The 12,990-nt window shown below is 63.5% G+C and carries 10 protein-coding genes; 3 read left to right on the forward strand and 7 right to left on the reverse strand.

The window, feature by feature from the left end; all coding sequences use genetic code 11:
* Positions 1-14: 14 nt before the first annotated feature.
* From JQ621_RS22875 to JQ621_RS22890, 4 genes are read right to left on the reverse strand one after another with little or no spacing between them, the layout of a single operon-like run.
* A complete protein-coding gene (locus tag JQ621_RS22875) occupies positions 15-470 on the reverse strand; it encodes a chemotaxis protein CheW (protein WP_212236938.1) in 456 nt (151 codons plus the stop codon).
* Entirely contained in the window at positions 470-2,569 is a 2,100-nt protein-coding gene (locus JQ621_RS22880; RefSeq protein WP_212236939.1) for a chemotaxis protein CheA, read from the reverse strand. The genes JQ621_RS22875 and JQ621_RS22880 overlap by 1 nt, the downstream gene beginning before the upstream one ends.
* Entirely contained in the window at positions 2,566-2,931 is a 366-nt protein-coding gene (locus tag JQ621_RS22885; RefSeq protein ID WP_194477495.1) for a response regulator, read from the reverse strand. Before JQ621_RS22885 ends, JQ621_RS22880 begins: the two co-directional genes overlap by 4 nt.
* A complete protein-coding gene (locus JQ621_RS22890) occupies positions 2,931-3,254 on the reverse strand; it encodes an STAS domain-containing protein (RefSeq protein WP_212237185.1) in 324 nt (107 codons plus the stop codon). The genes JQ621_RS22885 and JQ621_RS22890 overlap by 1 nt, the downstream gene beginning before the upstream one ends.
* A 280-nt stretch (positions 3,255-3,534) precedes the next feature.
* On the opposite strand from JQ621_RS22890, the gene JQ621_RS22895 reads away from it, so the two are divergent.
* The 3 genes from JQ621_RS22895 (at position 3,535) to JQ621_RS22905 (ending at position 7,701) form a co-directional block, all read left to right on the forward strand.
* Complete coding sequence (locus JQ621_RS22895) at positions 3,535-4,677, forward strand: HD domain-containing phosphohydrolase (RefSeq protein ID WP_212236940.1); 1,143 nt, start codon at positions 3,535-3,537, stop codon at positions 4,675-4,677.
* 185 nt (positions 4,678-4,862) lie between these two features.
* On the forward strand, positions 4,863-5,531 hold the full coding sequence (locus tag JQ621_RS22900) for a hypothetical protein (protein WP_212236941.1): 669 nt from the start codon (positions 4,863-4,865) through the stop codon (positions 5,529-5,531).
* 19 nt (positions 5,532-5,550) lie between these two features.
* The gene (locus JQ621_RS22905; protein ID WP_212236942.1) at positions 5,551-7,701 is read left to right on the forward strand and encodes an adenylate/guanylate cyclase domain-containing protein; all 2,151 of its coding nucleotides are present in this window, start codon (positions 5,551-5,553) and stop codon (positions 7,699-7,701) included.
* Positions 7,702-7,890: 189 nt separating this feature from the next.
* On the opposite strand, the gene JQ621_RS22910 is transcribed toward JQ621_RS22905, so the two are convergent.
* The 3 genes from JQ621_RS22910 to JQ621_RS22920 form a co-directional block, all read right to left on the reverse strand.
* The gene (locus JQ621_RS22910; RefSeq protein WP_212236943.1) at positions 7,891-9,258 is read right to left on the reverse strand and encodes a tetratricopeptide repeat protein; all 1,368 of its coding nucleotides are present in this window, start codon (positions 9,256-9,258) and stop codon (positions 7,891-7,893) included.
* A gap of 68 nt (positions 9,259-9,326) precedes the next feature.
* Positions 9,327-12,038 (reverse strand): AAA family ATPase, encoded by a 2,712-nt coding sequence (locus JQ621_RS22915; protein ID WP_212236944.1) that lies wholly within the window; start codon positions 12,036-12,038, stop codon positions 9,327-9,329.
* A 45-nt stretch (positions 12,039-12,083) separates the two neighbouring features.
* On the reverse strand, positions 12,084-12,683 hold the full coding sequence (locus tag JQ621_RS22920; protein WP_212236945.1) for a hypothetical protein: 600 nt from the start codon (positions 12,681-12,683) through the stop codon (positions 12,084-12,086).
* Positions 12,684-12,990 lie beyond the last annotated feature (307 nt).

The raw sequence follows: 12,990 nt of genomic DNA on the forward strand, positions 1-12,990 counted from the left end.
CCCGAGACCTCGTTTCAATTCAGAATGCGTTCCATGTTGGGAACAATGACGAACTCTTCACGCCATTTCGCGATGAAGCGAATGAACTCCGGCTTCCAATGCATGCCGACGCGCGGCGTCTGCTGCACGTCGGTCTGCGAGATTTCCGTGACTTCGTAGACCTTGTCGGCGGTGACGCCGACGAGCACCGGCTCGTTGTCGAGCTCGATCTCGATCACCACGATCCGGGTATCCGCGGAATTTTCGAGCTGCGGCATGCCGAAGCGGATGCGCAGATCCGCAAGCGGAATGACGTTGCCGCGCACATTGATCACGCTGGGAACGAAAGCCCTCGCCCCCGCCACCCTGGTCACCGGCACGGGATCGATGATCTCGCGCACGAGGCCGGCGTCGAGCGCGAATTTCTCCTCGCCGAGGCCGATCATGATGACCTGCATCGCGCGGGCCTGATGTTCAGCTGCCTGGATCATCACGCCGCCTCGCTGATATGCTGTTTCTCGACCTTCGACTGCGCCAGCGCGACGAGCTGCGCAACGTCGAGGATCAGCGCCGCCGTGCCGTCGCCCAGGATGGTCGCACCAGAGAAGATGGTGACGTCCGAATGCAGCTTGGAGAGCGACTTGATGACGGTCTGGTGGTTGCCGATGATCTGGTCGACGACGAGGCCAACGTGAGTCTCGCCAGTCGAGATGATGATCGTCTTCTGGTGCCGGTCGGGCGTGCCCGATGCGGTCATGATCTCGCGCAGCTTGAGGAACGGCACGAGCTTGCCGCGCACGTTGAGGAAGTTGCGCCCACGGGAACGTTCATCCTCGGCGGTCAGCTCGATGCATTCCTCCACCGCCGACAGCGGAATGATGTAGCGACCCTCGCCGACGCGGATGAGCAGTCCTTCGATGATCGCGAGCGTCAGCGGTAGGCGCAGGGTTACAGTGGTGCCCTCGCCCGACCGGGTCGACAGGTCGATCGAACCGCGCATATTCTCGATGGTGCGCTTGACCACGTCCATGCCGACACCGCGGCCAGACAGCGCCGAAATGGTCTGCGCGGTCGAGAAGCCCGGATGGAACAGGAACTGGTGGATCTCGTGATCGGTCAGCACGGCGCCGGCGGCGATCAAGCCCTGCTCTTCGGCTTTCGCGCGGATGCGGGCGGTGTTGAGGCCGCCGCCATTGTCCTTCACGGTGACGAGCACCTGAGCGCCGGAATGCACGGCCGCGAGCTCGATCCGGCCCTGCTCGGTCTTGCCGTTGGCCATGCGGGTCGCGGTGTCTTCGATGCCGTGGTCAATGGCGTTGCGGATCAAATGCACCAGCGGATCGGCCAGGCACTCGATCATGGTCTTGTCGAGCTCGGTATCCTCGCCCGTCGTGACGAACTCGACCGGCTTCGACAGGTCGCGCGACAGATCGTGGATCAGGCGGCGGAAGCGGCCGAACAGCGAGCCGATCGGCACCATGCGCGCGCCCATCGTGGTGTCGCGTAAGGATGAGGCGAGACGCTCGATCTCCTCGGCGATCATCTTGATCGAGAGGTCGGAACCGGAGGCCGCAAGCTGGGTCAGCCGCGCCTGGGCGATGACGAGCTCGCCGACGCGGTCCATCAGCTCGTCGAGGCGCTCGGCCTGCACGCGAACCGTGGCGATGCCGCGATCGTCGCGCTTGGCTTCGGCCTTCGCTTCGGGCTTGGATTCGAGTTTCGCTTCGGGCTTTACGGCCGGTTTCGGCTCCGCTTTTGCGGCAGGCTCTACGGCGACCGGCGCGGCAACAACCTCAACCACCGGCGTGGGCATCTCGACGACGGGGGCCGGCTCCTCGTCGAGGAGCTGGAACAGCGGCGCAGGCGCGGGCGCTTCGACCTGCTCCAGCGGCGAGAGCGTCAGCTTCATCTCGTCCGAGACGAACATGAAGACGTCGTCGATCGCAGCCTTGTCGCAGGCGGCGTGCAGCTTGACGTCCCATTTCAGGTAGCAGTCTTCCGGATCCATCTCGTCGAGGAACGGGATGCCGTCGGTCACGGGAACGACGAAGCAGGGACCGAGCTTGCAGAGATCGTCGAGCAGATCGAGCGGGTTCGATCCGTTACGGAGGATGTGGGATTCGAATTCCAGATAGAGGTGCCAGCCGGCCTGCTTGCTGTGGACCGGCGCGAGCGGCGGCGCTTCGACGATCTCGGCGACGCCAGCGGCGGGCCGATCCGACGACACGAAGCGCTTGAGGTCGTCGAGGATGGCTTCGCCGATGATATCGTCGGTCGACTGCGGATCCTCGATCAGCGCACGAATGTAATCCTTGGCGGCGAGCGCGACCGAAATCAGCTCCTGGGTCGGCTTGATCTCGCCCTTGCGGACGCGGTCGAACGCGGTCTCGAATTCGTGGGTGAAGGACGCGACCTTGTCGAAGCCGAACATCGCACCCGATCCCTTGATCGTGTGCAGCGCGCGGAAGGCGGAATCGACCAGTTCGCGGTCGTCCGGACGCTGGCCGAGGTCGAGCAGCGCCCCTTCCAGGACCTCGAACAGCTCGCTGGCTTCCTGGCGGAAAACCTCGGTCGGGTCCATCGCACTCATGCGCGCACCAGCTTTGCGACGACGGCGAGCAGTTGCTCGGGCTTGAACGGCTTGGTGATCCACCCCGTGGCGCCGGCGCTCTTGGCTTCCTGCTTCACCGCGTCGTTGGACTCGGTGGTCAGGAACACGATGGGCATGCCGACCGCGCTCGGCAATTTGCGCAGCGCCTTGATCAGCTCCAGCCCGTTCATGACCGGCATATTGAGATCGGTGATGACGAGGTCGAGCTTGCCGGCCTGCGCCTTGGCGAGCCCTTGCGCGCCGTCACCGGCCTCGATCACGCTGTGACCGGCCGGCTCGAGCACGACCTTGATCATCTGCCGGATGCTGGGAGAGTCGTCGACCGTGAGAATCGTGGCCATTAGACGCCATCTTTCCTTTGCGGGAAGTGCTGATCGATCATCGCCTCGCTGGCGAAGCCGGCGCGGCGAAGGGTGTTGCGCAGAGACTGGGAAAAAGAGGTCAGGACCACGGGGCGGCCCTGGGCATCGCCGGTCTTGGCAGCCGACAGCAGCAGCTGGATCGAGGTCACGTCGGCTTTGTCGACGCTGGAGCAATCGATCTCGAGCCGGTCCTGCCGGCCGAACGCTTCGCGGATCAGGTCGTACACACTGCGGATCGCAGCAATGCTGCAATCAGCGGGCAGCCGCAGGGACCACTTCGGCTCGGTCATATCAGACGACATTCGTCCCCCAAATTCTTCGGGATGCATTGCACGCATCGCGCGAATCCCGCGCGATGACTATCCGCGTCCGAGAGTATGCAAACTCCTAACGGGGTGCCCCGTACAACTACGGGTCACATTCCCCAAGAGTTCGCGTATGCACACAAGCGTGCATGAGCCGCTCAAATCTCATGCGATGCGCGCAACGTTGAGGCAGTCTGCCGCGGCATGAATGTTTGCTCGGCGTTAAATCACCCGGGCTATTCGTTGGGGTCATGCCTCGCCATCAGTCCGGCCGCCGATGCTGACCCAAGCGCTTCTGGTTGACGACAGCCGCTCTGTCCTCAACTTCCTGAAACGTCATATCGAAGCGGAGGGCCTCGTCGAGGCCACAACCTTCCTCGATCCGGTCGAGGCGCTGGCCTGCGCGCGCGAGCGCGTGTTCGATTTGGTGCTGGTCGACTACGAAATGCCGCACATGGACGGCATCAGCTTCATCCGCACGCTTCGTACGCTGCCGGGCTGCGTCGACATCCCGATCGCGATGATCACATCGCGGCAGACCGACGACATCAAGATGGAAGCGCTGCAGGCAGGTGCAACCGATTTCCTGCCGAAGGCACCGCAAAGTCTCGAGATGACGGTGCGTCTGCGGAATTTGGTTCAGCTTGGTGCAGCCGTACGCAAGCTCAACGATCGGGCCGCGCATCTGGCGAGCGAAGTCGCGGCCACAACGCGCAAGCTCGGCGAACGCGAGGAGGAGATCATCCTGCGGCTCGCCCTCGCGGTCGAATATCGCGACAACGACACCGGCGAGCACGCGCTAAGGGTCGCCCGCTACAGCCGCATCATCGCCGAGCAGCTCGGCCTGCCTCCCCGGCTTTGCCGCGACATCTACCTCGCCGCGCCGCTGCACGACGTCGGCAAGGTCGCCATTCCCGACAATATCCTGCTCAAGCCCGGCAGACTGACCGACCAGGAGATGGCCGTCATCCGCACCCATGCCGCGATCGGCGAGAAGATCCTGGCCGACTCCAGCTGTGAGCTGATCCAGCTCGGTGCGCAGATTGCCGCAGGCCATCACGAGCGCTGGGACGGCGGGGGCTATCCGAACGGCCTTAACGCCGACGAGATCCCGGTCGCTGCGCGGGTGGTCGCGGTCGCCGACGTCTTCGACGCCCTGACGACGCGGCGCCCATATAAAGAGCCGATGCCGTTGGACATGGCGCGCGACTATCTGCGGCAGAACCAGGGGCGGCAATTCGACCCGGCCTGTGTCGAGGCCTTCCTCTCGCGCTGGGAAGAAGTGGTGGCGATCGCCGCCGGGCAAGCTGCGCCGCCGTTGCAGAAATCGGACCCCATCCTTGCACCCTTTATCATATTGGGAGCGACTGGGAGCCGCCTTGACCAGGATCGCACGCCCGACACCGCGGCAGCGGTCTGACCTCGCGCGGACCGTCAAGGTTTGGCCGAGGCGCCCTATTCTGTCATCACGGGTTTGAACCTGTTCCTGCTAGGGTGCACCAATACCAAGAGTGATTCTGATCACACTTGGGTGGTTCATCCCCTGCTAGGCTTAGGCCCGGACGTGGATCAGCCGGATATCGTTTCGAACTGGAAGAGAGAGTCATGAGAAGCCTGATCGGCGCCCTCGTCGGCGTGTTTTGCCTCACGGCCCCCGCCATCGCGGAAACCCCGGCCGCAATCGTCGAGGATGTGCGGGGCAAGGTCGACGGCATCGAATTCATGGACTATGTGGCGCCCGGCAAGATCATCAAGCTCGGCCCCAAGGCTGGCATCACGCTCAGTTATCTGAAGTCCTGCGTGCGCGAGACCATCACCGAGGGCGTCGTGCTGGTCGGCGCCGAGCAGAGCACCGTGCAGCTCGGCAACGTCCAGCGCGTCAAGGTGCCGTGCGATGCCAACGCGGCGCAGCTCTCCGAACGCGAAGCGAACCAGAGCGCGGCGACGACGTTCCGCACCATGCGATCCGATGCTGGCAGCGCCCCGGCGAAACTTCCGACGATCTACGGCACCGCGCCGTTGATCCAGGCCAAGAGCGGCAGCACGCTGGTGATCGAACGCACCGACGGCAAGGAGCCCGCGATCAGCCTGCCGCTCAAGAGCGACATCATGGTCGCCGGAAAGTTCTTCGATCTCTCGAAAGCCGGCAAGTCGCTGACCCCGGGCGGCAGCTATCTCGCGAAACTCGGCACCAAGCGCTACACCTTCCAGGTCGACGCCAGCGCGACAGCGTCGCCGACGCCGATTGTCGGCCGTCTGCTACGGTTCGAATAGACTGATAGCAACAGCAACGATGCGGCGGATCGGCAGGCGGGACATCGTTGCAGCGACCGTGATTGCGCTCATTGCGGGCGCCGCCTTCACGTCGCCACCGCTCGAACGCCTGCAAGGACTCTCGCTCGACATTCTCACGGCCTTGCGCTGGACGCTGATTGGCGACCACCGCGATCCCGCGACATCGCCGGTCGTCGTGGTCGCCATCGATGGGGAGACCTACGACACCCCGCCGTTCAAGGGATCGCCGACGCAGACCTGGACGCGCGAGATCGCTCGGGTGCTCGGCAGCATTGCCGAGGGCGGCGCCAAGGTCATCGGATTCGACGTCATCTTTCCGAGCTCGATCGAGCAGTCGGAAATTCCCTTTGGCGATGCGTCATTCGGCAATCACGTCAAGGGATTTGACCGAGACTATCTGATCGCGCTCAGGCGTCTCTCCGACAGCGGCAAGCTCGTGCTGGGCGAGATTCTCAGCAACGACCATCCGGACAGGCCCGATCGTGCGCAGCAGCTGATGGTGAAAGGCAACATCCGCGCCCTCAATGTCTACACCGACCCCGACGACGTGATACGGCGGATGCCGCTGAGTTTTCCCATCGAAGGCCAGCCGGTGCCCGCAATGGCCGTCGAGCTCGCAGCCCGCGCGCTCGGCGCCAGGCCTGAGACCGGACCGACCGGCGTGACGAGCCTGTCCGGCTATGCGGTCCCGAGCGCGGTTCCCAACACGCTCACGCTCAACTTCCGCGGCATGGGCCGCGACATCCCGGCGTATTCCTTCGCCGACCTGCGCGCCTGCGTCGAGAAGGGAGACACCGCCTTCTTCCGCCGCGCCTTCGACGGCAAGATCGTGCTGCTCGGTAGCATCCTCAATTTCGAGGACCGCAAGCTCAGCTCGATGCATCTGGCCCGCGGATATGACGGAACACCGGGCGCACGATGCGCCCTGCCCGCGCCTGCGAACGCCGAGCAGAAGGCGCTCAGCCAGATCGCCGGCGTCTTCGTCCATGCGACCGTGGTCCGAAACCTGCTCGAGCATGATGCCGTCACCGAGATCAGCTCTCCGCTGCGGCTGATGCTGACGCTTCTGTTCGCAGCGATCATCGCCGCTGCCGCTTGCCTGCTGGCGCCCACTGGCGCTGCGATCGCCTGGCTTGGGCTCACCGTCGCCTACGCCGCTGTCGCCGTCGGCACATTTGCCCATGCCGTCGCCCTGCCATTGACCGAGCCCGTGCTCGCGGGTCTTGCGGCGCTCGCCATGATGATCGGCTACCGCTTCGTGATCGCCGACCGCGAGGAACGCTTCCTGCGCAAGAGTTTTGCATTCTATCTCGCGCCCGAGGTGATCGAGAGCATGGTCGCCTCCGGCAAGATGCCGGCGCTCGGCGGCGAGATGCGCAACATCACCATGTTCTTCTCGGACCTGGCCGGCTTCTCCTCGATCGCCGAGAAGATGACGCCGACCGAGCTGGTCGCCTTGATGAACGACTATCTCTCCGCCATGACCGACATCATCGAAAGCCATGGCGGCTATGTCGATAAATATATCGGCGATTCCGTCGTCGCGATGTTCGGTGCGCCGGCCGATGATCCGCATCACGCGCAGCACGCGGTCGCCGCCGCGCTGCAATGCCGCGACCGGCTCGCGGAGCTCAACGACAGCCATCCCGCGTTCCGAGGGCGCGGCCTCGCCCACCGCATCGGGCTGAACAGCGGCGAGGCCGTCGTCGGCAATATCGGCTCGCACCGGCGCTTCAACTATACGGTCATGAGCGACACCGTGAACCTGGCCTCACGGCTCGAAGGCGCCAATAAATATTTTGGCACGACGATCATGGCCTCGGAAATGACGGTGAGCCAGAGCCGCGGCGCCTACACCTGGCGCGAGCTGGACACGGTCAGGGTCCAGGGGCGCGACGAGCCGATCAGGGTCTACGAGCCGCTGGCCGAGAAAAACAAGGAGACGCAGGAGCAAGGCATTCGCGCGGCGACCTACGCCCGTGGCCTGGCATGCTGGCGCGCACGCGACTTCGCGCAAGCCGCCGAGCTGTTCGAAAGCGCCGCCGGCGACGATCCGCCGTGCCGGTATTTTGCCAGGCGCGCGCGAGCCTTGGCGGCAAATTCGCCGCCGGCGGACTGGACGCCCGTCAATACGCTGGAAGGGAAGTAGCTGATACCAGGTTGCAGACTGATAACGCGCGGCCAGGCATAGCCGCATGAATCATTACGAGCCGGAAACGTGGTTCGCTAGCGTGGGATGACGTTTGGTTGAATCGCTGCGAGCCCCGGACTCGGATTACCTCTCCCGTAGGGAGAGGTGAACTGCCGACCGGACTTGATCTCATAACGCTCTAAATGATCAAGGTGATGCCGGTCGCGGCACAGCGTCCGGCCACGGAGAGAGGCCCGCCGCGGTCTCAGTCTCCGCCGTTTCTATTCTGAGCGGGCGCGGCACCGGCTTGAGGCCCGCCGAAATGCTCTTCGCCAGCTCCGCTGCGCTGGTCTTGATGTCAGGCTGGAGGAAGTCTTCGAGTCTCTGGAGGTTGTTGCCTGAATCTTGCCACCGGAGCTCCTTCGCGACCGTGTAGTGTGCGTAGGCCCTGGTATAGTCTCGCGGTGTTCCGGCCCCATCGTGGTAGGCACGCGCGATCCAATAATGGCAGTAGGCATTTCTGTAGGGCGTACAAGCCTGGAACAACTCAAACGAGCGCTTGGTATCGAACCACGGCGCGTCCCGCGCGAATCTTTGCACATTGGCGAGTTCGGCGAGAGCGAAGACGGAGTGCCCCTGGCGATAGGACCGCTCGAACCACTTGATCGATTCCGACAGATCCGTGCTTTCCCGATCGAAATATCGGTCTCTGAGCCACCGCGCGAGCGTGAATTGTGCTGCTTCAAAGCCCGCATCCGCCGCGCGTCGCAAATAGTCGAGCGTCTTCGCATTATCGCGGGCAAGCCCGCCCCGCCCGGTGTCGATGCAGAATGCAAGTTGCGCCATGGCGACGAGTTCGCCGGCATCCGCCGCCTTGCGCAACAGATCGACTGCCTTGACCGTATCGTACGTGCCGCCAAATTCGCCGCTGACATATCCGGCGGCGGCCAGCCGTATCGCGTACGGCTCGCCGGCCGCTACCGCGTCATCGATCAACTTCCGTCCCGCCGTCTCATCCTTCGGCAAGCCGGCAGCACCTGCGAAGAGGATGCGGCCGAGCACGCTGCCAGCCTGACGATGTCTCGCTGCAGTTGCCTCACGCAGCAATGCTTCCGCGCTACGCGCCTGGTCGGTCGAATTCGGTATGAGCCAGGCGAGTGCCGTGAGGAACTGAACGTTCGGATCGCTTGCGGTCGCCGATTTCAGGATGTCGATCGCCTTCGCCCAATCGTAGCGATAATAGGCGCCGAGCGCCGCTGCGAGCTTCGGCTGGTCGTCCGCGGCAGAATTTCGAAAGGCCGACCGGTCGACGACGACGGTGATTTGATTGGCGACCGTGGGTCTGCCGACCTCATCGTCCCAGGTGAACACGGCGCGCCTTGTGGCCGCGCAGCCCGGGGTCAATGCGTTGCTGCAATCGGCGGGCTTGGCCCAGGTGCCCAGCGGCACTGCAGCCGGAGGAAGACCGACAAGAAGCCAGCCCGCGAAAAGGATTGCCGTCGCCTGCGGCCAGACATACCACGCGCGACGATACCAGGGATCGTACTGCCAGAAGGCGCCATGCAAGGCCGCCATTCGGCCGATCCCTGTCATCCGGTTTGCTCGCTCTAGTTCCATCTCTGGGCCGATTGCTTCGTTGACGGTTATGCCGCGTCCTGCTTGACCAGCTCGACCGCGAGAAACTTGAGCGCGTCTGCGATGGGAATGAAGAAATTGATGCTGGAGCCCATCTTGTCAGCGGTAACGGTGATTCCGGAAACACTGACGGCGACGACATTGCCGAACCGGTCCACCATTGCGCCTCCGCTGCTGCCACCATGGATGGCGGCGTCGCTTTGAATGTGCTGGAAACCGTCGATCGTGCGATAGGCGCTGACGATGCCTTTGGTGATGGTCGTCGCATGTGCCTCGCCTTTCGGCGAACCTATGGCGTAGACCTCTGCGGCGACATCAGGCGGGTCGAGTTGCAGCGCCAGCGCACTCATGGACGATTCATTCACCTTGACCAGGGCGATGTCCCGTCCCTTATGCGAACGCAGCACCTCGCCGGGCATCTCACGGCCCGTTGTTAGTTTGATCGTTACAAATTTGTTGTCTTCGACCACATGATGGTTGGTTAGAAGATATCCATCCTTTGAGATGAAGAAGCCGCTGCCAGTGCCGTTCTCTAGTTTTATGGTCACAACGGCCGCCTGCAGGGCGGAGGTCCCCTCCGACAGCGGCGTGACCGAGCGCGTGAGCTCCGGAATCCTGACGATGGTATCGCTGATCTTCTCCGGTTCGACCTCGCGATATCCGGAAACCTGGATGGCTGCGTCGATGTCCGCCATGGCAATTTGATTGACATCCCCTGAAGGGTCGCGCGCGATGCGCGTGGCCTGGGCCTCGCGCGAACGCTCGAGCAGCGTTCGCATCTCGCGCGCCTGCCCCCAAGACCGGCTTTTCATACCCACCTTCATCCACGGCAGGAGGCTGGACTCGAGATTGTCGGGCAGTGTGAAATTCTGTTGTTTTGCCATCACCCGCAGGATGGCGACGAGCTCGTTTGCGGCATAGGCCGGAAACGCGATCGTCTTGGTGAAGCGGCTGGCCAGGCCAGGATTGCTATTGATGAAGCCCTGCATCTCGTTCGGATAGCCTGCGACGATCACGACGATGCGGTCTCTGTTGTCCTCCATGAATTTGAGCAGCGTATCGATCGCCTCCCGGCCGTAATCCTGACCCGGCCGGGCAAGCGAATAGGCCTCGTCGATGAACAGGATGCCATCGAGCGCTTCCTTGCATTTGTCGAGCGTCTTGGCCGCCGTCTGGCCGATATAGCCCGCGACCAGGCCCGAACGGTCGGTCTCGACCAGATGACCCTTTCGCAGCACGTTGAGCGAGCGATAGATCTCACCGAGGGCGCGCGCGACCTCGGTCTTTCCGACGCCCGGCGGGCCGGTGAACACCATGTGCCGGCTGATGGGCGCACTGCCGAGTCCCTGCTCGCGGCGCACGCGCTCGACTTCGAGCGACGACATCAGCTTGTTCACCTCCTCCTTGACCGACGCCAGCCCGACCATCTCTTCGAGCCGGTCCAGCGCCTGATCGAGCGTGCGTTCAGGAGGGACGGTCGCCTCGACCTTCAGCCTGCGCGCGGGGCGCGGCGCCAGATCATCAGGCGGAGCGGAAGACCGTGGCGAACCTTGAACGACGGTCGGAGGCGGCGCCGGGATGGTCGGCACCGGCGGAGGCGCCGGCGGTGGCACATGCGTTCGCACCACAGGCACGCCTGCGCTTTCGAAGTCGACCAGCTCGATCATCGATATGTCGGCGGTAAGATCGGTGGCCACGCGGACCGACTGGGCTTCGCTCGCCCTGTCGAGAAGGTTGCGCATCTCGCGCGCGTTGCCCCAGCCCTCGTTTTTCCAGCGGGATTCGATCCAGGGGATCAGGCTGTACTCCAGCGTGTCGGGCAACTGCGCGCGCTGCCGCGCGGCCATCAATCGCATGATCGCGACGAGCTCTCGCGGCTCATAGGCCGGGAATTCGATGGTCCTGCTGAAGCGGCTCGCCAGGCCCGGATTCGCGGCAATGAAGCGCCGCATCTCGTTAGGATATCCGGCGACGATCACGATGATGCGGTCGCGGTTGTCTTCCATGAATTTGAGCAGCGTCGCGATGGCCTCGTGGCCGAAGTCCCGGCCTTCGGACACCGAGAGCGTGTAGGCTTCGTCGACGAACAGGATGCCATCCAATGCCTCCTTGCACTTTTCCATCGTCTTGATGGCCGTCTGCCCGATATAGCCTGCGACCAGATCGGCGCGCTGCACCTCGACCACATGTCCTTTGCGCAGCACCTTGAGCGAGCGATAGATCTCCCCGAGCGAACGTGCGATCTCGGTCTTGCCGACGCCCGGCGGCCCGGTGAACACCATGTGCCGGCCGACCTTCGTCACCGGCAAACCCTGCTCGCGGCGCTTGCGCTCGACTTCGATGCCGGCGAGCAGCTTATTGACCTCCCCCTTGACGGAGCCGAGACCGATCATCTGGTCGAGTTCGTCGAGCACCTCGTCGGCGTTGCGCACAGTCCCGGCCGGAGCATCCGCGTTCAACCGGCGCCCGGCCGTATAGCCCTCCCCGATCGGGACCAGTCCGAATCCCGTGGGGTCGGTGCCGAGCCGCATCGCCACATAGGTCGCGGCGATCCCGGCCATCATGATCAGAAGCACGGCGCCGATCGTCAGCGAATTCGCCCATGTCAATGCGCTGAGCGGTCCGGATTTTGGATTGAGGATCCATTGGGTGGCGATTGCCGCGATAATCATGGCGACGCAGATGCCGACCATCGGATGGTTGCGGAAGAAGTTTTTCATTGCCGGCAATTCCCGATCACGACGTCGCTTGCATCCAATTGCGCATTATGGGCACGGATTGCGAACCTGCCAGTGCACATTGACGGAATATGCGCCATTGACGTCGTGAACGCCCCCGGGCGTCAGATAGAAGCCCACTTTGTCCGCCTCGCCGATCAAGGTAAGAACACCACGGCCGGTCGGATAAGGCGCGGGATAAGGCACGGCAACGCGCTGGGGCACGGGGGTGAGCTTGATCGGCGGCGACGTATATTGTCCCGAACGGATCCGCACCATGCCGCCATTCCCGCCCACCCGTTGCGTCAGCGTCACCCAGGCCAGCGGCACCTTGCAGTTCTTGGCGTCATCCACCGCGGCTTTCGACGTGGCCGGATCGAGCGTTGGAAGGGCGGCATTGATTTCGCCTGGAGCAAGTACTTCCAGAGTGGATTCCTCACCAACTGCAGCCGCCGGCTTGTCGCCGGCGATCCTGGGCACGACCACGCCCGCCGCTATTCCGGCGATCACGATTCCGCCGATAATCCCAATCGCGATGCCCCGAGACGAGCCGGGCTTCTTGCCACGCGGCGGCTCCTGGCGCGGCGGCTGGTCTTGCCCGCCGGGCGCGCCGCCGGAAATCTCAGCCTGTGCCTCTGGCTCACTCATGTTTCGAGCTGCGGTCATTGTTGGAACCGGAATATTATGGTCGACGGCCGATGTGGCGACAACCCTGAGTTTATGAAATCAGTATTCAAACCATTATCGAACGACGTCGCGTGCGCCTCCCCATCCCGTTTCACGTAAGCTTTCGGTCCTGAAAGGGGGCACGGATAGTTTTGGCACGATACCATGGCGCGAAACGTGCGTCAGGTCACTCATGCCGTTTTGTGAGATCGGTTCGCCTTAACGGCGCGCAAAGGAGCTATCGAGGGCTGGTCACCGGGCAGTCCCAGCCGGACAGGTTGATATAGAG

Origin of the sequence: Bradyrhizobium manausense (assembly GCF_018129685.1) — a bacterium.
In the GTDB taxonomy this organism is placed as follows: Bacteria; Pseudomonadota; Alphaproteobacteria; order Rhizobiales; family Xanthobacteraceae; genus Bradyrhizobium; species Bradyrhizobium manausense_D.